Here is a 21,635-nt window from a genome sequence, read left to right on the forward strand (position 1 = left end):
TCAGAGGCGGGCCCCCAATAGGAGTCGTCGTTCATCAGACCTCGAGGAGCTCGGCTTCCTTGTGCTTCAGCAGCTCGTCCACCTGCGTGACATAGCGCGCGGTGACGTCCTCGAGCTCCTTCTCGGCGCGGCGGACCTCGTCCTCGCCGGCCTCGCCGTCCTTGCTCAGCTTGTCCAGGATCTCCTTGGCCTTGCGGCGCACCGCGCGGATGGAGATCTTGGCGTCCTCGCCCTTGGTGCGGGCGACCTTGATGTACTCCCGCCGGCGCTCCTCGGTGAGCTGCGGGAACACCACCCGGATGATGGAACCGTCGTTGGACGGGTTGACGCCGAGGTCCGAGTTGCGGATGGCCTCCTCGATCACCCGCAGCGAGCTCTTGTCGAACGGCGAGACGACCGCCATCCGCGGCTCGGGCACCGAGAAGGACGCCAGCTGGTTGATCGGGGTGACCGCACCGTAGTACTCAGCGACGATCTTGTTGAACATCGCGGGGTGCGCACGGCCGGTACGGATCGCGGCGAAGTCGTCCTTGGCGACGGCGACGGCCTTCTCCATCTTCTCCTCGGCTTCGAGGAGGGTCTCTTCGATCACAATGTGCTCCTGTCCGGTGCTACCCGGTCTCGACTCCTGCTGTGCGGGCACTGCTACTGCGGCTGCTACCGGGCCCGTTCGCGGACGTCCGGCCACATGTCCATCCCCTGCCGGGGTCAGCTACGGTCGGCCGCCCCGTTGATCAACGTGCCGATCTTCTCACCGCGGACCGCGCGGGCGATATTGCCCTCGGCCAGCAGCTCGAACACCAGGATCGGCAGGTCGTTGTCCTTGCAGAGCGTGATCGCGGTGAGGTCGGCGACCTTGAGATCACGCGTGATCACCTCGGAGTATTCCAGGCCGTCGAACTTCACCGCGCCCGGGTTGGTCCGGGGGTCGGAGTCGTAGACGCCGTCCACCCCGTTCTTGCCCATCAGCAGCACCTCGGCGTGGATCTCCAGGGCGCGCTGGACGGCGGTGGTGTCGGTGGAGAAGTACGGCATGCCCATACCCGCACCGAAGATCACCACGCGCCCCTTCTCCAGGTGGCGCACGGCCCGCAGCGGCAGGTACGGCTCGGCGACCTGGCCCATGGTGATGGCGGTCTGCACCCGGGTCTCGATGCCTTCCTTCATCAGGAAGTCCTGCAGCGCCAGGCAGTTCATCACCGTGCCGAGCATGCCCATGTAGTCCGAGCGGGCCCGGTCCATGCCGCGCTGCTGCAGTTCGGCCCCGCGGAAGAAGTTGCCGCCGCCGATCACCACGGCGACCTCGGTCCCGCCGCGGACCACGGTGGCGATCTCCCGGGCGATGGCGTGGACCACGTCCGGATCAACGCCGAGTCCGCCCCCGCCGGCGAAAGCCTCGCCGGAGAGCTTGAGCAGTACGCGGCGGCGCGAACCGTCCTCGGTGGTCATCTGCATCGACTCCTCCTGGTGCATGAACTTGTGCGTGCGCTGGTACGGGCACGCGTACGAGAGGAGGCCACTGCCGCCGGAACCAGTACGGTTACCTGCACGGCAGTGGCCTCCTCGTCGTATCCACGACTCACATCGTATGGGCGCAGACCCGGATCGGGCCTCCGCCGCAGACCCCCAGGGGTCAGGCGCCGACGCGGAAGCGGGCGAAGCGGACCAGCTTGACGCCGGCCTCGTCCAGGACCTTCTGCACGGTCTTCTTGTTGTCCTTGGCGAACGCCTGCTCCAGGACCGCGTTCTCCTTGACGAAGCCGGTGACGCGACCCTCGACGATGCGCGGCAGGGCAGCCTCGGGCTTGCCCTCCTCGCGGGCGGTGGCCTCGGCGATGCGGCGCTCGCTGTCCAGCGTCTCGGCCGGGATGTCCTCGCGGGAGAGGAAGGTGGGGGCGAAGGCGGCGATGTGCTGCGCGACGTCCTTGGCGATCTCCGCGTTCTCCTTGTCGAGCTCGACCAGGACGCCGATGGCCGGCGGCAGGTCGGGGTCGGTGCGGTGCATGTACGCCGCGACGTACGCACCACCGGTGAACTGCGCGAAGCGACGGAAGACGATCTTCTCGCCCAGGCTCGCGTTGGCCTCGTCCACGAACTGCTGGACGGTCTGGCCCGGGTTGATCTCGCTGGCCAGAGCGGTCTCGATGTCGGCCGGGGAGGTCTTGGCGACGTGGGCGGCCAGCGCGTTGGCGACCTCCACGAAGCGGCCGCCCTTGGCGACGAAGTCGGTCTCGCAGTTCAGCTCGACCAGGACACCCTTGTCGCCGTCCTCCAGCAGGGAGACCACGGCGCCGTTGGTGGCGTCACGGCCCTCGCGCTTGGCGACGCCCTTCTGGCCCTTGATGCGGAGCAGCTCGACAGCCTTGTCGACGTCGCCCTCCGACTCGTCCAGGGCCTTCTTACAGTCCATCATTCCGGCGCCGGTGAGCTCACGGAGCTTCTTGACGTCAGCGGCGGTGGTGTTCGCCATTGTTCTTCAGTCTCTTCTCACGATATCGGTGGAGGTGGGTCGGCCGGGCCCGGTCTCCGCCTGGTCCGGCGGTGCACAGGGCCCGGCACGATGCGAGGGGTACGCCGGGGTCAGCCGCCGTACCCCTCGCCCTGAAGTCGTCAGCCCTGCTCGGCCTCGGCCGAAGCCTCGGCGGCGGGGGCCTCGGCGGGGGCAGCCTCGGCAGCCGGGGCCTCATCGGCCGGGGTCTCGTCGGCCGGGGTCTCGTCGGCCGCGGCGTCGGCGGCCGGAGCCTCGTCGGCCTTCTTCTCACCCTCGACGAGCAGCTCGCGCTCCCAGTCGGCGAGCGGCTGGTCGGCGCCGCCCTCGACCTTGGCGTCGCCCTTGGCGGCACCGGAACGGGCCATCAGGCCCTCGGCGACGGCGTCGGCGATCACGCGGGTCAGCAGGCTGACCGAGCGGATGGCGTCGTCGTTGCCGGGGATCTTGTAGTCGACCTCGTCGGGGTCGCAGTTGGTGTCGAGGATCGCCACCACCGGGATGTGGAGCTTGCGCGCCTCACCGACGGCGATGTGCTCCTTCTTGGTGTCGACGACCCACACCGCGGAGGGCACGCGCTGCATGTCGCGGATGCCGCCGAGGGTCTTCTCCAGCTTGTCGTACTCGCGCTGGAGGACGAGCAGCTCCTTCTTGGTGAGGCCCGAGCCGGCCACATCCGTGAAGTCGATCTCGCTCAGTTCCTTGAGCCGCTGCAGGCGCTTGTAGACCGTGGAGAAGTTGGTCAGCATGCCGCCGAGCCAGCGGTGGTTGACGTAGGGCATGCCGACGCGGGTGGCCTGCTCCGCGATGGCCTCCTGCGCCTGCTTCTTCGTGCCGACGAAGAGGACGCTGCCGCCGTGGGCGACCGTCTCCTTGACGAACTCGAAGGCGCGGTCGATGTAGTTCAGCGACTGCAGCAGGTCGATGATGTAGATGCCGTTGCGCTCCGTGAAGATGAACCGCTTCATCTTCGGATTCCAACGACGGGTCTGGTGACCGAAGTGGACGCCGCTCTCCAGCAGCTCCCGCATCGTGACGACGGCCATGGCCGTACTCCTCGGTTTCTCGGTTGTCCGCGACGGCCGGGAGGCCGAAGCGCCTGACGCCCTGACCGTGCCGTGCCTGCGCGGTGCTCCCGGGGTCCCCTGGACGGGGCACCGGTAGTTCCGCGCGGACCGAGTGGCACTGCACCGGGCGGACGAGAGCCGAACTACCGGTGGCGGGGCGTGCGAAGTCGACCCGGCGTGCCGGGTCGCGAGTGAAGTGTACGGGAACTGCGGGACACCGGGCGAACCGCGCGCGAGGGGTCACCCCCTCACTCGTGTGGGTGAGCGAGTTGTCCACACCCCCGGGACTGTCCACAGACAGCCGCCGACGGCGCCGGAACGACCGTCCTGACGAGGAGAGTCCTGTCCATGACCTCTCTCCACACCCCCGGCGGCACCGGCTGCCGCCCGCCCCACCTCGACGGCCGGACCCTGCTGCTGGCCGTCGGCGTGCTGCTGTGGCTGGCGATGGCGCTGGTCGGCCGCCCGCATCCGGCGCACGCGGCGGTCGTCCTGCACCCGGATCCGCTGCCCTACCACGATCGGCTGCCGTACCACGATCGGCTGCCCCGGGCAGCCGCCCCGCCGCCCGGGCCGCTGCTGCCGGTGGGGCGGCTGCCCGGGGACCTGCTGCGCCGCTTCGACCCGCCGCCGCTTCCCTGGGCCGCCGGGCACCGGGGGGTGGACCTCGCGGCGGCCGTCGGCACCCCGGTGCTGGCGGTGCGCGAGGGCGTGGTCACCTTCTCCGGGACGGTCGCCGGCGTGGGCGTGCTCACCGTCACCCACCCCGGCATCGGCGAACCGGCGCTGCGGACGACCTACGAGCCGGTCCAGCCGCTGTTGCCGACGGGGGCCGCGGTGGCCAGGGGCGAGGTGATCGCCCGGGTCGCCCCCGGGCCGGGCGGTCCCGGCGGACCGGGCGGATCGGTCGGGCCCGGCGGGCTGGGCCGCTGCCCGGTGAGCTGCCTGCACTGGGGGCTGCTGCGGGGGCAGCGCTACCTCGATCCGCTGGCCCTGGTCGGGCTCGGACACGCCCGGCTGCTGCCACCGGACCAGGCGGCCGCCGACTGACGCCCGGCTACCGGCCACCGGTGCGCGGCCCGGCGGACTGCTCAGTCGGCGACGACGGTGACGCCGTGCATGACCAGGGCGACGGCGCTCTCGGTGATGGCCGTCGGATCCTCGGCCGCGCCGATCTCCAGCCGCTTCACCGCCGCCTCCACCACACCCTGCACCAGCACGGCGGTCAGCCCCGGCTGCCGGTGGCCGAGATCGGCCAGCGCGCTGACGACCAGGCCGACCAGCTGGCCGTGCGAGGCCCGGATCCGCTCCCGCGCGGTGTCGTCCAGCTCGCCCGCCGAGATGGCGGCCACCGCGCGGTGCCGGGGATCCCCGGCGAGCGCCAGCTGCGCCCGGACGTACGCCTCGACCCGCGCGGCGGGCGTCCGCTCGGCCGCCACCGCCTCGGCGATCTCGGCCGCCCACGCGGGGAAGTCCACCGCGCACAGCTCGGCGACGACGGCGGCGCGGGAGCCGAAGTACTCGTAGACGGAGGAGCGGGCCAGACCGGTCCGGCGGGCGAGGTTGGGGAAGCTCAGGGCCTCCATGCCGCCCTCGGCGAGCAGTGCGCGGGCGGCCTCCAGCAGCGCGTCGCGCTGCAGCTGACGATGCTCGGCCAGAGTTGCGGCTCGGATCTTGGGCACCGGACCAGCTTAGACCGGCCGCCGCACGGCGGTGCAGGGGCCGGGGCACGAGGGCTCGACACCGGGTCGCGGCTGCCTCAACGCGCGTCGGAGAGCTTGGCCCGCAGTTGCAGCACGGCCTTGGTGTGGATCTGGCTCACCCTGCTCTCGGTGACCCCCAGCACCTGGCCGATCTCGGCGAGGGTCAGGCCCTCGTAGTAGTACAGACTCACCACCGTCTTCTCCCGTTCGGGGAGGGTGTTGATGGCGCGGGCGAGCAGTCGGCGCAGCTCCCGGCTCTCGGCGATCTCGACCGGATTGTCGGCGGTGGTGTCCTCCAGGGTGTCCACCAGGCTGGTCCGACCGCTGCCGTCGCCCTCACCGCCGGGGTTGAGCAGCTCGTCCAGGGCGACGACATTGGCCAGCGACAACTGGCTGAAGATGGTGTGCAGATCATCGAGGGCGATGCCCATCTCGGCGGCGACCTCGGGATCGGTCGGCGTCCGACGCAGCGTCAGTTCCAGTGTGGCGTAGGCACGTTCAACCGTCCGCGCCTTCTGCCGGACGGAGCGCGGGATCCAGTCCAGGGCGCGCAGCTCGTCGATGATGGCACCGCGGATGCGGCTGATGGCATAGGTCTCGAACTTGATCGCCCGGGCGGGGTCGAACTTCTCGATGGCGTCGATCAGTCCGAAGACGCCGGAGGAGACGAAGTCCGCCTGCTCCACATTGGCCGGAAGGCCCACCCCCACCCTCCCGGCCACGTACTTGACCAGGGGCGAGTAGTGCAGGATCAGCTGCTCGCGCAGCCGGGGATCGCCGTCGGCCTTGTAGCTGCGCCACAGCTCGTCCAGGGGACGCCGGGCCGGGGGCGGCGCGACCGACAGCTCCGGCGGCTGCGCCGGACCGGGCACCAGCACCGGTCCCTGCCCGGAAGCGGGCGGCGCGGGGGCGGTCGGCGCGGGGGCGGTCGGCGCGGGGGCGGCGGAGGGCGGCCCCGGCGCGGCCGGTGCGTCCGAGGCCGGTGCCTGGGAACCGGGAGCAGGAACGCCGGGAGCAGGCACGCTTGGAGCAGGCACGCTTGGAGCAGGAGTACCGGGGGTCGGCGTGTTGGGGCTGGGGGCGCTCGGGGTGGAGGAGCCGTTGCGGGCCCCGGGGATGTACTGAGCCTCGCCATGGGTTGCCGTCCTCCGCGCGCGCGTCGACCAGGAGCGCCTGCCGAAGGTGCGGGGCTCGTCCCCGGGGCAGCTTGAGTACATGGGCATGCGTCGTCTTGAGCCGTTCTGCCGTTCCATCGGCTGCGTTGAACCGAGCGGTTGCGAGCGTAGCGTGACCACGTGGTCTCTGAGCGCTATGCACAACGCGTGCTCGCTCGATCAGGTGGCTGGCGCCGACGCCGGAGCCGCCGCGGTTCACACCAGGCACCAGCGCTCTCCCCGGCGCTCCACCAGGCCCAGCGAGCCGAGTTCGTACAGCCGCCGCAGCACCCGGTCGCCGGGCAGCCCCGCGCCCCGGACGAGCCGCTCCACCGGCGCGCCCAGGCTGCCGACCGGCAGTGCCTCCAGCACGCGGAGCGCCTCGCCGCCCAGCGCGTCGCGCGGCAGTACCGGGCCCCGGCCCGGCGGGGCGAGGTCCGCGCCGATCGCGCCGACCAGCTCGATCACCTCGTCCGCGCCGGTGACCAGGCTGCCGCCGGCGCGCAGCAGCGCGTGCACCCCCGCCGAGAGTTCGCTGGTGACCGGCCCCGGCACGCCCATGACCAGCCGGTTGAGGTCGCGGGCGCGGCGGGCGGTGGAAAGCGCGCCGCTGCGCCGGGCCGCCTCCACCACGACCGTGCCCCGGGTGAGCGCGGCGATGACCCGGTTGCGGAGCAGGAACCGGGGCTTGGTGGGGTGCGCACCCAGCGGCAGCTCGCTGATCAGCAGCCCCTGTTCGGCGATGCGGCCGAGCAGGGCGGCGTTGCCGCGCGGATAGCACTGGTCCAGGCCGCAGGCCAGGACGCCCAGGGTGAGCCCGGTGGCGGCCAGCGCGCCCCGGTGGGCGGCGGCGTCGATGCCGTACGTTCTCTAGCTGGTCTAGGTGTGTTGCATCCTCGCGGACCCCACTGCCCGATGGGGCAGGCCGAGCCCGGGTCTTTCAGCCAGGGTGGGCGGCTCCGGTTCGCCGGCGCAGACCAGCCGAGCCCCCAGCCCGTGGGCATGGGCAAGGTCAGCGACCAAACCCTGCCGAGGACCCGGCCCCGATCCCCCTCACCGGCGGCCCCGGCCAGGAATCGGTCCAGCGCCCTCTGCGGCCGTACCGGTCGAGCGGCCGCCAACCGCCCCAGCAAGCCACATCGTGACGTAGCGCCGAGGCTGCGGTAGCGGATTGCTACCGCAGCCTCGGCGCTCGAACAGGAGCCTCAGGTTCCGTCGTTGCTCTCCGCGGCGGTCGCCATCTCGGTCTTCACCTGCTCGACGATCGCGGACCGGGCCCAGCGGATCACCCACCGCACGCCGTTCACCACCATGTGGATCATTCCGGCGACGGCGGCACCGGTGGCCGCCTTCGTGAGCTCCTCGTGCAGGCCAGAGCCCGGAGCGAAGTGGTTGGTCACGGAGTCCGCAATCGCCAGCATGCACACGCTGGCGTAGCCAACGCGGACCTGGTGGCCGCTCACCGTCTTGAACATCTTGGTCGTCATCTTGCCTTTACCCAGTAGATGTTGATGTTGTGTCAACCGCTTTGTGGCGCCCGGGGCAGGGGGTCTCTCCACGGTCAGGAGGAGCTTAGGAGCGATGACCATGGCCAGCGCCAGCCAAATGGCAGTAGTGTGAAGATCATCACAGTCGGCAAACAGATCTAGCGCCTGCCACTAGAACCGTGGTAGGCGCTAACGATCTTCGATTGTGTCCGACTGTGAGACCTGATCCCTTGCCCCGGGCGACTAACAGTCAGACCAGACAGGTAGGTACTGGGTGAACCCACCTATCAGTTCGGCGCTTGCTTGCCCAAGAATTGAGGTTCAGCAAAAGCCAGTGCTGTGAGCATAGAAGCAAGGTTGCTTCACACGCAAGGCTTGGCCGCATGTAGCTAGAACAGTAGAGCCCCCCTGACCAGGGAGGATGGCTTAGATTTGAATCACTTGGGGCGCATTGGGCCGTCGAGGAAGCATCAGCGAAGCCTTGACAGGACGACGCCACGACGTCTCCCCCACCAGGGCTCTGACCTGCGGCTTTGCCGCAGCCACCAATCGCGGCAGCCCGCCATCGATGAAGCACCGAGGCTGCACCGATCTCTCTACAGAGAACAACGCATCGAAGCTGCAGAACCCTCGAAGCTACGAAGGATGCTTCGGCGACCTGGCAGCGCCTCCATCACAGCCCCCCTCGTAACACTGACCTGCACCTTCACACTGACCTGCACCTTCGCCTCGCATCCTCGAATCGCCACCCCAGACGACTCCCCCAATGCAAGACGACTCCCCCATCGAAGGCCATCGAGGAAGCATCAGCGAAGCCTTGACAGGACGACGCCACGACGTCCCCCCACCAGGGCTCTGACCTGCGGCTTTGCCGCAGCCACCAATCGCGGCAGCCCGCCATCGATGAAGCACCGAGGCTGCACCGATCTCTCTACAGAGAACAACGCATCGAAGCTGCAGAACCCTCGAAGCTACGAAGGATGCTTCGGCGACCTGGCAGCGCCTCCATCACAGCCCCCCTCGTAACACTGACCTGCACCTTCACACTGACCTGCACCTTCGCCTCGCATCCTCGAATCGCCACCCCAGACGACTCCCCCAATGCAAGACGACTCCCCCATCGAAGGCCATCGAGGAAGCATCAGCGAAGCCTTGACAGGACGACGCCACGACGTCCCCCCACCAGGGCTCTGACCTGCGGCTTTGCCGCAGCCACCAATCGCGGCAGCCCGCCATCGATGAAGCACCGAGGCTGCACCGATCTCTCTACAGAGAACAACGCATCGAAGCTGCAGAACCCTCGAAGCTACGAAGGATGCTTCGGCGACCTGGCAGCGCCTCCATCACAGCCCCCCTCGTAACACTGACCTGCACCTTCACACTGACCTGCACCTTCGCCTCGCATCCTCGAATCGCCACCCCAGACGACTCCCCCAATGCAAGACGACTCCCCCATCAGCGAAGCCTTGACAGGACGACGCCACGACGTCCCCCCACCAGGGCTCTGACCTGTGGCTTTGCCGCAGCCACCAATCGCGGCAGCCCGCCATCGATGAAGCACCGAGGCTGCACCGATCTCTCTACAGAGAACAACGCATCGAAGCTGCAGAACCCTCGAAGCTACGAAGGATGCTTCGGCGACCTGGCAGCGCCTCCATCACAGCCCCCCTCGTAACACTGACCTGCACCTTCACACTGACCTGCACCTTCGCCTCGCATCCTCGAATCGCCACCCCAGACGACTCCCCCAATGCAAGACGACTCCCCCATCGAAGGCCATCGAGGAAGCATCAGCGAAGCCTTGACAGGACGACGCCACGACGTCCCCCCCACCAGGGCTCTGACCTGCGGCTTTGCCGCAGCCACCAATCGCGGCAGCCCGCCTCTAACGCTCGCAGCGAGATCTCGCTTCGCGCCGCAGACAGCCTTGAGGTCAGCCGGCATCGTTTCTCAGTCGTCAATTTAAGAACGCCGCACTCAGATGGGTGATGACAGCAGCTATGGGGTTGACGTACCAGGAGGAGAGCCTCGCCTCGGAGCTGCAAGACCTTCGGTCGGAGGCCCGTTGAGCTGGCCTGTTCCTGGGAGTGGACGCGTTCCATGTGCGGTCACGGGTGGCTGCCTCTCGACCACTCCCCCAGCGCATGGTGCTGGTGCTCAGCCAGTCGTTGAGTAACGGCCCCCTCGGACCCGGGAACTGAACAAGTGCGATGGCCAGTCAAAGTGGCAATCGGTCTCACGCGAGAGTTCAGCACGCAGCCCGAGGCGAGTAGCTCGACGCGCCCAGGTTGACCGGATAGGCCGTGGGGGCTCGATACCTGCTACTGGGTTCTGGCCGCATGTTGCAGTGGGCACCAGGGAGGCTGAATCAGGCGCACCATGGTGCCCATGACCACCGATCCCGGCGAGGCACTGTTCGAGCGCTACCTGGACGCACGCGGCTACGAGATCCTTGACTACGAGCCCGACTTGGGCACGGCGAAGCGCCCCGACTACCTGGTTCGCGCCGATGGCCACGAGGTCGTCGTTGAGGTCAAGTCGTTCGACCCCCCGCCGGTGACGCCGGCTTCATCGCCGAGTGGCTTCGTCCCGATGCCGAAGCTCACCGCTGTACGGAGCAAGATCTCCACAGGCGCAAGCCAGCTCAAGGGCATCGCGCCCTACCCTCTTGTGGTCGTGCTCGCCAACCCCCGTATGTCTCCGGTACCCCTAGCGCCCGCCATGGTCATCGCGGCCATGTATGGAGACCAACAGGTCTCTTTCACGCAGAGTGCTGAGTTGACTTGGACGACAGGCCGTAACGGCCGGCTCCACGTCGACGAGCCGGACAACTCCGTTCGCGGTAGCCACCCCTACCTGAGCGCAGTCTGTGTACTGCGCGTCGCCCAGGCCGAGGACGCACGCATAGTTGCCTGGCTGCGAGGTGAATCCACCATTCGCCCCAACGTCCTCGCCGCATACGGCGACGGAACCCCGGACGCGGCACCCGCGACAGCCGACGAAGTCGTGAGCCTGGACGTCTTCGAGACGGTCAGCAAAGCCGCCACCGCACTGCCCCGCGAGGTCTTCGCCGGCCCCAACGACACCCGCTGGGGCCCCACCGCTCCAGGGCGCTACGGTCCGATCGCGCCAGGCTCCACCCGCGGCACTCTGTAGGCCCCGCTTCGTAGCAGACCGCGCCCCATACCGCCTGCGGCCCAACGGCCGGGGAATCAAGTCCCCGGCTGTGGAGAGCCGGCAGCGCGGCTTCCCGACTGAGATTGAGAGCAGATGTCCGGAAGAAAGCAGCACTACCTGCCCGCCGCGCTCATCGGTGGGTTTGGCGACAGCGCAGGCCGTGACCCACGCGATGCCGTAGTCGTCTGGAGGCGACGGAGGTGGGAGGGGCCACGGGAGGCCGCAGCCCAGTACATCGGCTGGCGTCCCGGAATGTACCGACTCAACGACCCGCCCCCCGGTGTCGACAAGGACGTGGTCGACAAGGTCTGGGAAACCGTTGAGCCCCACCTGCCCCACCTCGTCGAACGTCTCGCGGCCGGCCGGGAAACCGCCGAGGACCACAGCATGCTCATGGACTACGTCGCCATGGCTGGCGTGCGCCATCCCAACTTCGCCCAAGCGGTGAATCGCTGGCGTGCCGAACTTGGCATGCCCATCATCACCGGAGACGAGGTTCACGTGGCCCGGCTGGACGTCCTGACGCGCGGCCCCCAACTGGTCCGTGGATTCCGCTGGCGCGTCCTGCACACCTCCCCGGATGCGCCCCGTTTCATCCTCAACGACCTCAGCTGGACCTACATAGGCCAACAGGGCTGGGCCGGCCGAGGACTCTACTTCCCGCTGAGCGAGAGCGTCGCGCTCGTCGGATGGCTCAAGCGTGGCCTCACGGGAGGCTTCGACCACCAGGTTCTTCGTCCCAACTGGGTCCGCTGGCTCAACGCCGCGACCTGGACCGAAGCGCCCGAGTTCATTGTCGGGCACCCCGCCGACGCCCTGGATCTCGCCCAGCAGCGCACTGCGAAGCAAGTATCAGAGCGTGTCACTCTGGCCCGCGGCGCATTCCAGGACGTCGCTGGGCAGCGGTTCCTCTTCGACGAGGTCTAAATGAGAACCGACACATGCCCCCCCAGGGCGAAAGTGCCCAAAGTGCCCCAAGTGCCCGACTTTCCGGACTCGCTTCGCGAGATGGCCACAGGGGCTGGGGAGACGGGATTTTCGGAGCTCGGCCTGCAGCAGGGAGGGGTCGCACGCAGGCAGGGCCACACAGGATCAGCCGGGTGATAGCACCGTCGATGTGCATGGTGCACGGCGAAGCGAAGGAACCTTCCGGCCAATGGCCGGCAGGACTCCAGGCCAGCGGCCCGCCTCAGGGCCGGAGAGGACCAGAGCGTGGCGAACGTACCCCGTCTGCACTTCGTACGGCTCCAGCCCCATGACCGCTGCCCCGCATACCCTGGCGGCGGTCACGGCAAGGGACCTATTACGCCTCTTCGGGGGCCTTCCACTCGTGCGCCGTGCCCGAGTGCCAGACGCCTGGTGCTGGGCTGTTGATCGCCTGGTGGTCACTCCGCGCCTGGAGTGCGGACTCCGCGCGGGCAGCTTGAATCGCCGCCTCAATAACGAAATGACGGCCGGACTCATACTCGGTCACGCCAAGCGCCTGCCTCTGAGCCTCGGTCAAATGGAAGGTGTATCGAGTCCCATTTTCCGAGTAGATCTGGCTAACCTTCGGGCAGATCACCTCGAATTTTGCATACTGACTGTAATCAATCCCCAGGGCCATGATTCGCATGGCAGTCTGCATGCTGCCGACAGCCTGGAAAAGTGGACGCAGCGCTGTCGTCACGGGGTCCATCGAGGTAGCCAGGGGGCCGATGGTGGGCCCAAATCGGAACGGGTGGCTTCTATCGTAAGTATGGTACTCGCCATAGTGATTGACGAGCCCAGTGAATGCGATCATGAGTCCGGCCATTGCTGACGGCCACTGTCCGGCATCGGCCTGTGCTTGAGTGTGCCGAAGAATCTTAGCGGTCTCAGGTTGCGTAACAAGATCAATCATGTCGATGCCCTCGAAACCAACACCGAAGACCATCGGAACAGCATCGGTAAAGAAGGTCACCGAGTCCGCGCGCGACTGTTCGATGGCACTTTTCGAGGGGATAGTTCCATGATGCTTGAACCCAACGCGAAGGCTGTTCATCCGGTCCATAGGAGCCTTGCTGGGCAATGTGATGTTAGCTGTGCTGCCGGACTTGATTTCGCTCCAGTAGCCGAGGAAGGTGACATTCTTCGACAACGAGACCCCGAGGTGGTCCGCTGCCAGCCGAAGGAACTGTTCCACGGCGTCATGGAAGGACAGCACGGCGGTCGCGTTCAGGGGTTCGGGCTGGCGTGCCTGGGCCTGCCCCTGGTCAAAGAGGAACTTGACGAAGGCCAACCGCTCCATTTCAAGAGGGGTCATGGGTGTGGTCACCGGGTCTCCTTACTGGGTTGGTAGGGGCAACTCCACTGCGCGCTGGAGAGGAGTTTGGTCCCCACCGGAACGGCTTGCGGGCTGGCTTTCAAACTTGGTGATCCAGTGTTCCCGTTATCGGCGACCTCGCGGGAGTGGGCGGTGCATCCGTCCAGTGGGGGCGGTTTTCAGCGGTGCTGAGTTGAGGGCGGTGACGCCCAGCGCGGCGTCACGGGCGGCCCATGCCTCATCGCGTTCGGCGAGGGCTTCTGCCCGTTCCTGGGCCAGCTCCTGGGTCATGATCGCGTAGGTGTTGACCAGATCCGCGAGCTGTCGTTTCTCCTTGCGTGCCTTGGCCAGGTGTTCTCGTAGCTTGTCGACCTCGGTCTCAGCTCTTTTGATCGGCTCGCTCTTGTGCCCAACGGCCTTGAACTCCGCCCGGTATTTGGCCATGAGCGTGTTCGGGTACTTGTGCGTCAGGAGCCAGCGTTTGACCTGGGCCTCCTGGGCGAGGTCGAGGATAGTGAGCTTGCCTGAGGAGTGGAGCGGGGTGCCAGCCAGTAGCCGGTCGGCGGCGGCCCGCAGCTTGACGCAAAGGTCATGTGGCGGATCTTGTTCAGCCTTCACGTAGTGCCTCCTGGGTGCCCGCGCTCGTGCTCGTCGATGAGTTGCTCCAGGTAGGCCAGGCGGCGGCGCTCGCGGCCCCATCGGATCGGCGGGCTCACCTTGTCAGCTACCTTGTTCCGCAACTGGCTAGCCTCGGCCCGCAGCTCGGAGATGTTCTCTTCGGTGCGGCAGAGGTTGCCGCAGGCGGGATGGCAGCCCTCAGTGTCCGGCGTGACCCGTGCGTCGTCCAGGGAGGGTTCGAGCTCGCATCGCGCCGTCGCGGCCGTGAAAACACAGGTCATGCCCTTGCCGTGGTAAATCTGCAGCGAGGGGTTCGCCATCACGTGCCTTGCCTCCTTCCCGGTCCGTAGGACCCGTCCTGCGAACTTTCTCGCTCCTCCGCTCACCCTCGCCCGGTAGGCTCCTGCGGCTGGACCGCTGACGTGCTCGCCGGCTTTCAAGCGCCGGTCGGCATCCTGAAGATCATCGAGTTGGGTCAGCCACCGCTCGAAGGCGAGGTCATCTGGGAATCCTGACGCGTATGTGCCGGCATAGCCCTGAGTGATCTGGACCCGCAAATGCCCGTACTGGATCGCAGCGGCGACCATCCCGCGGGGGCGACGGCAGATGAACCAGGCCAGTGTGCGCCGCAGGCGTGAACCCGTCAGCCTCTGCGGATCGAGGGGGATTACGTCACTGCGGCCATGCCGGCTGCAGAAAGCGTTCACCCAGTCGATGAAACCGTTCAGATCCTCGTTGATCGAAGCAAGTGTGCGGGCCTCTCCGCCCTCATGCTGGTCGCGCTCGTCCGCCACCAGCCAGACAGGGAACAGAGCCTCGGCGTCGTGAAGGCGTTCTTGAACGCCGATCGCCGTGGCGACAAGATCTGGAGCGATCCACGGCTCGTCGCGGAACTGCCCTTCGGGGATCTTGGCGCCGCTCTCGTCGCGGGCATTCTTCCACTTGCGGCCGTGGACCTCCCATAGCTTCGTCACCTTGTCCCGGCGCAGGCAGCCGCGTCGCAGGCTGACCGCTTCTCCGGGGCGACAGCCGGTGAGGTAGGCCAGGAGCAGGAAGCACGCAGTCGATAGCATGCGCACCAGCTTCTTAACGTCGGCATAGGCGATGTTCTCCATCCAGGGCCCGCCGTCCAGAAGTCCCTTCGGACGGGCCGTCAGGAAGGCGCCATGAGCGATGGGAATGCCAGAGGTCAGGAACATGTCCCGATAGGCGTGGTTCTTCTGCATCGCGGTTGGCGAGAGGTCGAGGAGCTTGGCGAGGAAGGGCCAGTCCGGCTCCCAGGTGCCGTCTCCTCGTTGCCTGCCTGGCAGGTCACGGCCTTCAGCGCGGAAGGATTCGATCAATGCGCCGACTTCCGGGGTCGCCCCGGCTTGACCTGGGACCCGGATCCGACGGTGCGGGCCAGGGCTGTAGCGGCCGGGCTTAAGGCCGAACAGCGGCCGGAACTCCTCCATGGCCGCGATGATGTCCTCGGCGAAGCCTTCGACGAAGCGGGCGGCCCACAATACCGTCATCGTCATCGTGGTCTCCTGGATGCGGAGAGTAGAGTTCTCCCGATCCCGCTGGGACTGGCCCAGCAGAACCCGGGAGTCCTTTCCGCCCCAGGGCGGCATCTCGGGCAGCCGACCCTCAGGCGGCAGCAGGTCGCGGAAGGCCCACAGGCGGCGAACGGCCTGCAGCAGATCACAGCGGTTGCCATGACTGATCTCCGCGTCCCGGACGCCGTCGAGGTAGTCTTCCAGGTCCTCCGGCGTTACCTCCATGATCAGGGTGAAGCCGTAGGTATCCATCCAGTCCAACAGCCCGCGCAGGAGGCGGAGCTGGGAGACCATCGTGTAGACGGCCAGCCTGCCGTTGATACTCGCCCGGCGCAGGATCGTCAGGCCCTCGTCGCAGTTCAGTTCCTGCCAGATGTAGATCTTGGCTATCTCGCGGAACCGTTCGGGCACCAGAGCAAAGTTGATGCTGACCGAGGACATGTGATCCTCAAGGATTCCCGGGCGCAGGTTCCAGCGCATGTCGCCGAACACCGACAGCGTCGAGAGATCCGTACCTTCGCGTAGCTGCCGGTTCAGCAGCACCACCGTGTCGGGGTCGGGCACGACGACGTCTTTCGGCTCAACTGCGGCGTCTTCGATTGTCATCGCTCGTCCAGTTCCCCATCCAGCAGCCGTCGCACCAGTTCTCGCTCTTCCTCCCCGGCCCTCGCGCGGGCCCGGTCCTCGGCACGTTTGCCCGCTAGTCGGATCAGGTCTTCCAGTTCCGCGAAGGGCAGGGCGAACTGCTCGGCCCAACGCAGGGCCGTCATATGGGTTCGCCGTTCGTTGATCATGTCCCGGGCGACCACCTGAACCGCCAGATGGTGGGGCATCGCGCGGGCGCACGGGCATTCCAGGCACTTCAGGAAGGAGGCCCGGCAGGGCTCTCCCGGCGGGCTATGCGGGCCGTTCTCATTGTCCGTGCAGGCGGCCAGCACCGTGTCCGCGTCCCTCGCGACCAGCAGCCGCATCATCTCTGCGGTCACCCCGAGCCGTTTGGCAACCGTCTCCGGGTCGCGCAGGGCCTCGGCGACATCCGCCGTGCTCAGCCGGGTGATCCGGCCTGCGGTGCGGGCCTTGACGACTTCCTTCTCCAGCACGTCAGCGACCACCTTCTGGTACTCGCGCAGGCTCGACTTGTCCCGTCGCAGGTAGATGTTCGCCAGTGTCTCCCGGGTCTGGGCCACCGGCTTTTGTTCACGCACGCCGTGAGTGACCCGCATACGTCCGGCGCCTACGATCAGCCGTTGCAGGGCGCCGTCCTCGTCCGGCTCATCGGCGACCAGGTTCAAACCGGCGCCCCAGGATCCGATGCTCGAATTCGTCAGTTGGTCGCGGAAACCCCGTCCGCTCACGTTGCGGCGCGTGACTGCCACGGATCCCTGGGCCCGGGAGCCTTTTCCCGCCTTGGGAACCCAATAGACCAGCAGCCGGTCGCTGCCCTTGATCCGCCGTGACGACGCCGCCAGTTCCATAGCGACCATGTAGAGGCCAAACGGCGTGTGCAGCTCGTCACGGGAAGACAGCTCGCCTTCCTCTGCGGGCGCCGAGGCCCACGACGGCAATTCGCTCAACGTCACCGTCATGTAGCGCCGCGGGCCCCGACGCGGCTTGCTCAGGTCGAGCTGGACGCTGGCCAACGGCCCGGCCCCGCCGTCTGGCCGGTGGAAAGCCGCTGGTGCCTTGATGATCGTCGACCCGTTTTCCCCGGTCAGCCGCACGAGCAGAATCACCAGCGCGCAGGCCTCGGCCAGGCTCAGATGCAGCCGCGTGGTCAGGTCGGTCACAGTGCCGTGCGGGACGATCCACGATGCCAGGCCGTTGCCCCATTTGTTGCGCGGCATCTCCCCGGTCGTCTCCACCATGTCGAGGATCGAGCCGTATTCGTAGAGCACTGGCTCGTCCTCGCGTGAGACGCCGCCCTCTCGCCAGCGCTCCAGCACCTCCCGGGACTCCCTGATGCGCTTCACGGCTGCCCGCACCACCTTCCGTGCGGCGTCCAAGATCGCCTTTTCCTCGGTCGGGCTGTAGCTGCCCCGCGAGACGATCTTGTCCCGGCGGGCCGGCACCCACTGCGCGCACTGAGCGGCGAACTGCGGTGTCAGCCCTTTCACGTTCGCCAGCAGGGATCGCAGCAGCCCCACCGCCATCCCGGCGGACGGCGCCTCCCCCCTGCTCAGCAGGAATGCCTTCAGGTGTCGGGGTGCCAAATCTTGCGGGGTCCGCGGGGGCTCTGCCTCCAGGAGCAGGACGTCAACGAAATAGCGCAGCTGCCTGAAGGCGTTGTTGGCGGCATTGGAGGCGTTCACCTGTCCCGCGGGCCCCACGTGCGCGTCGAAGGCGCGGGCGAACGCCTCCTGCAGCGGGCGATCCACCGCGAACGTCGTGAAGTCGTAGTCGACGATCTCGCCGGGGTCCTGCTCGGAGAAGAACCGCACCCGGCAGTGACCGTCCTCTAGGAACAGCCGCTGCGGCGGGCTATACCCCGCCTCCGGCATCTCCGCCTGTCGCCCCGGGCTCACCGGTCAGTCACCGGATCGCCCAGCACCCGCCGGTCGGCGCCGTAGACCGCCGCCATCAGGTCCGAGAGGCCGCTGTTGTTGGCGTGCAGCAGCAGCAGCTCCAGTTCCAGAGCCTCAAACGGCTCCAAGTACGTCTCCTTGGTCGTGCGCTGATCAGCATGCCCGAGCAGCAGACGCACCAGGTCCCAGGTGCTGCCGAACTCGTATCGCAGGTCACGAAGCTCTTCCCCGTCCAGATGCGCGAACTTCTTGTCGAAGAGAAGCCGGCCTACCGAGAACCAGCGCAAGGCGAAGCTGTGTCGGAGCATGTGGGCGGTCCCGGCGAACCCCTCCAGCCCCAAATTGTCCCGCAGCCGCTTGTTGGCCTGAGTGAAGGTGTGCTGCCACCCGTGCGGATCCCTCGGCATCCCGTCCTCGTTCAACCACAGTGCCACCGGCTCCAGCCCCTGTTGCGTCTGACGCAGAAGCAGACGGCGAGCCGACGGCGTCAGCGAGTCGAGAGTGACCTCCTCCACCACTCCGTCCTGCCCGACCAGCCTCACCCGCCCTTTGGCCAGCACCCGCGTCAGCAGCCGGGTCCCCTTCATGCCTTCATAACGCCCGGCGGCCTGGGCCCTGCGCACCGCCGTGGCCCGCTCGCCCTCGCAGTAGTTCAGTACCGGCACCAGGCCCTTGCGTGCCAACCAGTACCTGCGGGCTACGTCCCCCTTGGCCGTCTGCTCGGCCAAGTGGCAGGTGTAGAAGCCGCGGCTGGGATCGTCCGGCGGGAGCTCGATCAGCAGCAGCGAACCGCCTTCCTCCAGCCGCAGTCCAGAGTTGTAGAGGTAGTCCGCGAAGGCGCCGTTGCGCTGCCCGTTGCGGCCTCGCCAACTCGGGTCCTCATCACCCTCCAGCGTCAGCCCGAGCAGCCCGCAGTCCCGATAGCGCTCGAAGCCTGCGGGGTCGAACCACTTCACATCTCGGTCCCGAGTCGCCTTCGGGTCGGTCACGACCTTCTCCGACTGGCTGCCATCCCGGCGCTTTCCGCGACCTGGGCGGGTCCGGATCGGATTGGGGACCTGGAACTCGTTGGCTGCCCAGAGGTAGAACAGCCGGATGTTGATGAGGTTGTCACTGTAGGTGCCGGACTCCACCAAGCGCGTATTGCGGCCGTCCAGCGTCCGCCAGGTCTTGAAGGCTTCGACCGCGGTTGGCTCCACCTCGTCCCAGGTCTGTCCGCAAGCCCACAGAAAGCTCAGCCACACCACGAGGCTGTACGCGTACTTCCGCCAGGTCAGCCGACCTAAGTCGCGCACCTCGTCACTGTCGAACCATCGGTCAACCCGAAGATCCGGAGCCCCCAGAGGGTTGAGCAAGAAGGGCTGGCCAGCCCTCCGTGGCGCCGACGAAGCCCGCAACAGGACGCCCTGGTGTTGCAACACGACCGGATCGTCGCGCACCGGGAGAAGATCCAACCGCTCACCGTGAAAGTAGACCTTCCATCTCACAACAGGGATCCTGCATAGTCCCAGGTCATAGAAGGACCACTACAGGACAGCATTCACCCGAACGGGTGATGCTCGCTGTGTCCCGTATCAGCAACACGCCTCTGCAACAACACAGATCTCGCTAGAGAACGTACGCGCCGCCGGAGACCACGACCCAGGCCGCGTCGGCGAGGTCCGCCGCCAGCTCGGCGGCGACGTGGACGCCGTAGGCGGTGCAGGCCCGGGCGCCGACCACGGCGACGGAGCGCAGCGCCAGCAGCCGCAGGGAGGCCGCGCCGCGGACCCAGAGCCCGGTCGGCCGGGCGGGGCCGAGGTCGTCCAGCTGGGTGGGCCATTCCGGCTCGCCCGGGCAGACCAGCCGGGTTCCGAGCGAGCAGGCGTGGTCCAGGTCGGCGGCCGGGTCGGCCCCGGCGGCCCGGGCCCGGAAGCCCTCACCGGCCGGGCCTGCCTGGAGCCGGTCCAGTGCCTCGACCGGGCCGTACCGGTCGATCAGCGCACCGGCGGCCTCGTCGCCCGGTTCGACGATCCGGCTGAGCGCGGCCCTGGCGAGTCGTACTGCCTGTTCCATGGTGGCCTCCGGTTCGCGGTTCGGTGCGGCGTGCGGATGGGTCGGACGCGGGCGGGCTGGTGCGGGGCCGGTCAGCCGGGGGCGGCCAGGCCGCCGGGGACGCCGCTGCGCAGGCTCAGCGCGGTGCGCACCTGGGCCCGGCCGGGGAGGTCCAGCCCGGCGAGGTCGGCGGCGGTCCAGGCGACGCGCAGCACCCGGTCCAAGCCGCGGGCGGTGAGCAGCCCGCGTTCCAGCTGGCGTTCGGCGTCCTGCAGCGCGCCGGGGGCGAGCCGCCAGCGGGTGCGCAGCTCGTGGCCGGGCACCTCGCCGTTGGTGCGCCAGGGGGTGCCGGCGAATCTGGCGGCGGCGCGCTCCCGGGCCGCCAGCACCCGGGCGGCGACGGTGGCGCTGTTCTCGGCGGAGGCGTCGCGCTCCATCAGCTCCACCCGGGTGACCGGCTCGACCTCGACCCGGAGGTCGACCCGGTCGAGCAGCGGCCCGGAGAGCCTGGCCTGGTAGCGGCTGACCATGGTGGGGGTGCAGTCGCAGGCCTGCCCGCGCCGGGACCAGCGGCCGCAGGGGCACGGGTTGGCCGCCATCACCAGCAGGAACCGGGCGGGCAGCCGCAGCGAACCGGCCGAGCGGGCGACCACGACCTCGCCGGACTCCAGCGGCTGGCGCAGGGCGTCCAGGACCCGCACCGGGAACTCCGGGGCCTCGTCCAGGAACAGCACGCCGCGGTGGGCGAGCGAGACCGCGCCCGGGCGCGGCAGGCCGCTGCCGCCGCCGATGATGGCGGGCATGGTGGTGGAGTGGTGCGGGGCGCAGTAGGGCGCGGTGCCGACCAGCGGTCGGCCGGGCGGGAGCAGCCCGGCGACCGAGTGCACGGCGGTGACCTCCAGGGCCTGGTGCGGGCTGAGCGGCGGCAGGATGCCCGGCAGCCGCTCGGCCAGCATCGTCTTGCCCGCACCGGGCGGGCCCTTCAGGAAGAGGTGGTGGCCCCCGGCGGCGGCGATCTCCAGGGCGTGGCGGGCCTCGTACTGCCCGGCGATGTCGGCGAGGTCGCGGTGGTCGCGCTCGTCGGCGGCGCGGCCGCGGACGCCGAGGCCGGGCAGGGAGAGCCCGGCCAGGGCGTTGTCGGGCTGCGCAGGCTCCTCCGGCCCGGGCTGGTCCTCGGCGGCCTCCCGACCGCTGAGCAGGGCGATGAGGCTGCCCAGGGTGCGGACGCCGCGGACGTCCATGCCGGGCACCAGGGACGCCTCGGGGGCGGTCTGGGCGGGCACGACGACCCGGGTGTAGCCGGCGTCGGCGGCGGCGAGCACGGCGGGCAGCACGCCGCGGACCGGGCGGACCCGGCCGTCCAGGCCGAGCTCGCCGATGAGCAGCAGCCCGGCGATGGCCGCCGGGTCCAGCCGTTCGGCGGCGGCCAGCACCGCGCAGGCGATGGCGAGGACCAATGATCCACTGAGACGCTGTTAAAGCAAAGACGGCCCCACCAGGAGATTCCCGTCTCCGGAGGGGCCTGACCGCAAGGCCCGACTAGGTCGGGCGCCCCCTTGATCT

The 21,635-nt window shown here is 68.3% G+C and carries 18 protein-coding genes; 3 read left to right on the top strand and 15 right to left on the bottom strand.

Features of this window, described 5'->3' with window-relative positions; genetic code table 11:
- Positions 1-34: 34 nt before the first annotated feature.
- The 4 genes from frr to rpsB all read right to left on the bottom strand — a co-directional run bounded on the left by frr (position 35) and on the right by rpsB (position 3,534).
- Positions 35-592 carry a ribosome recycling factor gene (frr, locus tag GXW83_RS27320; RefSeq protein WP_182445717.1) on the bottom strand — a complete coding sequence of 186 codons (558 nt, stop codon included), beginning with the start codon at positions 590-592 and terminating at the stop codon, positions 35-37.
- A gap of 116 nt (positions 593-708) precedes the next feature.
- Positions 709-1,473 (bottom strand): UMP kinase, encoded by a 765-nt coding sequence (pyrH, locus tag GXW83_RS27325; RefSeq protein ID WP_370466788.1) that lies wholly within the window; start codon positions 1,471-1,473, stop codon positions 709-711.
- Between the two features lie 160 nt (positions 1,474-1,633).
- Positions 1,634-2,470, bottom strand: a complete 837-nt coding sequence (tsf, locus tag GXW83_RS27330; RefSeq protein ID WP_182445718.1) for a translation elongation factor Ts — start codon at positions 2,468-2,470, stop codon at positions 1,634-1,636.
- A gap of 140 nt (positions 2,471-2,610) precedes the next feature.
- The gene (rpsB, locus tag GXW83_RS27335) at positions 2,611-3,534 is read right to left on the bottom strand and encodes a 30S ribosomal protein S2 (protein WP_182445719.1); all 924 of its coding nucleotides are present in this window, start codon (positions 3,532-3,534) and stop codon (positions 2,611-2,613) included.
- Between the two features lie 369 nt (positions 3,535-3,903).
- Here rpsB and GXW83_RS27340 point away from each other — a divergent pair, with 369 nt between their 5' ends.
- Positions 3,904-4,605 (top strand): M23 family metallopeptidase, encoded by a 702-nt coding sequence (locus GXW83_RS27340; RefSeq protein ID WP_225447286.1) that lies wholly within the window; start codon positions 3,904-3,906, stop codon positions 4,603-4,605.
- 41 nt (positions 4,606-4,646) lie between these two features.
- On the opposite strand, the gene GXW83_RS27345 is transcribed toward GXW83_RS27340, so the two are convergent.
- From GXW83_RS27345 to GXW83_RS27360, 4 genes are all read right to left on the bottom strand, one after another.
- A complete protein-coding gene (locus GXW83_RS27345) occupies positions 4,647-5,213 on the bottom strand; it encodes a TetR/AcrR family transcriptional regulator (protein WP_182447597.1) in 567 nt (188 codons plus the stop codon).
- A 101-nt stretch (positions 5,214-5,314) separates the two neighbouring features.
- On the bottom strand, positions 5,315-6,130 hold the full coding sequence (gene whiG / locus GXW83_RS27350) for an RNA polymerase sigma factor WhiG (protein ID WP_225447561.1): 816 nt from the start codon (positions 6,128-6,130) through the stop codon (positions 5,315-5,317).
- 498 nt (positions 6,131-6,628) lie between these two features.
- On the bottom strand, positions 6,629-7,270 hold the full coding sequence (locus GXW83_RS27355; protein WP_182447599.1) for a DNA-processing protein DprA: 642 nt from the start codon (positions 7,268-7,270) through the stop codon (positions 6,629-6,631).
- 347 nt (positions 7,271-7,617) lie between these two features.
- Positions 7,618-7,899: a hypothetical protein gene (locus tag GXW83_RS27360; protein ID WP_182445720.1), complete on the bottom strand. Its 282-nt coding sequence runs from the start codon at positions 7,897-7,899 to the stop codon at positions 7,618-7,620.
- A 2,388-nt stretch (positions 7,900-10,287) separates the two neighbouring features.
- Between GXW83_RS27360 and GXW83_RS27365 the strand changes: the two genes are divergently transcribed.
- Together GXW83_RS27365 and GXW83_RS27370 are read left to right on the top strand one after the other, a co-directional pair.
- The gene (locus GXW83_RS27365) at positions 10,288-11,055 is read left to right on the top strand and encodes a hypothetical protein (RefSeq protein WP_182445721.1); all 768 of its coding nucleotides are present in this window, start codon (positions 10,288-10,290) and stop codon (positions 11,053-11,055) included.
- Between the two features lie 114 nt (positions 11,056-11,169).
- Positions 11,170-12,003: a DUF4238 domain-containing protein gene (locus GXW83_RS27370; protein WP_182445722.1), complete on the top strand. Its 834-nt coding sequence runs from the start codon at positions 11,170-11,172 to the stop codon at positions 12,001-12,003.
- A 376-nt stretch (positions 12,004-12,379) separates the two neighbouring features.
- Here GXW83_RS27370 and GXW83_RS27375 read toward each other — a convergent pair whose 3' ends face one another.
- The 7 genes from GXW83_RS27375 to GXW83_RS27405 all read right to left on the bottom strand — a co-directional run bounded on the left by GXW83_RS27375 (position 12,380) and on the right by GXW83_RS27405 (position 21,529).
- Positions 12,380-13,372: a hypothetical protein gene (locus GXW83_RS27375; RefSeq protein ID WP_182445723.1), complete on the bottom strand. Its 993-nt coding sequence runs from the start codon at positions 13,370-13,372 to the stop codon at positions 12,380-12,382.
- A gap of 114 nt (positions 13,373-13,486) precedes the next feature.
- Positions 13,487-13,978 carry a hypothetical protein gene (locus GXW83_RS27380; protein WP_182445724.1) on the bottom strand — a complete coding sequence of 164 codons (492 nt, stop codon included), beginning with the start codon at positions 13,976-13,978 and terminating at the stop codon, positions 13,487-13,489.
- The gene (locus GXW83_RS34495; RefSeq protein ID WP_225447287.1) at positions 13,975-16,122 is read right to left on the bottom strand and encodes a hypothetical protein; all 2,148 of its coding nucleotides are present in this window, start codon (positions 16,120-16,122) and stop codon (positions 13,975-13,977) included. Before GXW83_RS34495 ends, GXW83_RS27380 begins: the two co-directional genes overlap by 4 nt.
- The gene (locus GXW83_RS27390; RefSeq protein ID WP_182445725.1) at positions 16,119-17,954 is read right to left on the bottom strand and encodes a hypothetical protein; all 1,836 of its coding nucleotides are present in this window, start codon (positions 17,952-17,954) and stop codon (positions 16,119-16,121) included. Before GXW83_RS27390 ends, GXW83_RS34495 begins: the two co-directional genes overlap by 4 nt.
- A gap of 80 nt (positions 17,955-18,034) precedes the next feature.
- A complete protein-coding gene (locus GXW83_RS27395) occupies positions 18,035-19,477 on the bottom strand; it encodes a hypothetical protein (protein ID WP_225447288.1) in 1,443 nt (480 codons plus the stop codon).
- A 169-nt stretch (positions 19,478-19,646) separates the two neighbouring features.
- Positions 19,647-20,093 carry a DNA-processing protein DprA gene (locus GXW83_RS27400; RefSeq protein ID WP_182445727.1) on the bottom strand — a complete coding sequence of 149 codons (447 nt, stop codon included), beginning with the start codon at positions 20,091-20,093 and terminating at the stop codon, positions 19,647-19,649.
- 71 nt (positions 20,094-20,164) lie between these two features.
- Complete coding sequence (locus tag GXW83_RS27405; RefSeq protein ID WP_182445728.1) at positions 20,165-21,529, bottom strand: YifB family Mg chelatase-like AAA ATPase; 1,365 nt, start codon at positions 21,527-21,529, stop codon at positions 20,165-20,167.
- Positions 21,530-21,635: the final 106 nt, after the last annotated feature.

The organism is Streptacidiphilus sp. PB12-B1b, assembly GCF_014084125.1.
Taxonomy (GTDB): Bacteria; Actinomycetota; Actinomycetes; order Streptomycetales; family Streptomycetaceae; genus Streptacidiphilus.

Excerpts from the sequence above, each read along its gene's own strand:
- pyrH (WP_370466788.1), bottom strand. The coding sequence starts at position 1,473 with ATGCACCAGGAGGAGTCGATGCAGATGACCACCGAGGACGGTTCGCGC.
- tsf (WP_182445718.1), bottom strand. The coding sequence starts at position 2,470 with ATGGCGAACACCACCGCCGCTGACGTCAAGAAGCTCCGTGAGCTCACC.
- rpsB (WP_182445719.1), bottom strand. The coding sequence starts at position 3,534 with ATGGCCGTCGTCACGATGCGGGAGCTGCTGGAGAGCGGCGTCCACTTC.
- GXW83_RS27340 (WP_225447286.1), top strand. The coding sequence starts at position 3,904 with ATGACCTCTCTCCACACCCCCGGCGGCACCGGCTGCCGCCCGCCCCAC.
- GXW83_RS27360 (WP_182445720.1), bottom strand. The coding sequence starts at position 7,899 with ATGACGACCAAGATGTTCAAGACGGTGAGCGGCCACCAGGTCCGCGTT.
- GXW83_RS27365 (WP_182445721.1), top strand. The coding sequence starts at position 10,288 with ATGACCACCGATCCCGGCGAGGCACTGTTCGAGCGCTACCTGGACGCA.
- GXW83_RS27370 (WP_182445722.1), top strand. The coding sequence starts at position 11,170 with ATGTCCGGAAGAAAGCAGCACTACCTGCCCGCCGCGCTCATCGGTGGG.
- GXW83_RS34495 (WP_225447287.1), bottom strand. The coding sequence starts at position 16,122 with ATGACAATCGAAGACGCCGCAGTTGAGCCGAAAGACGTCGTCGTGCCC.
- GXW83_RS27400 (WP_182445727.1), bottom strand. The coding sequence starts at position 20,093 with ATGGAACAGGCAGTACGACTCGCCAGGGCCGCGCTCAGCCGGATCGTC.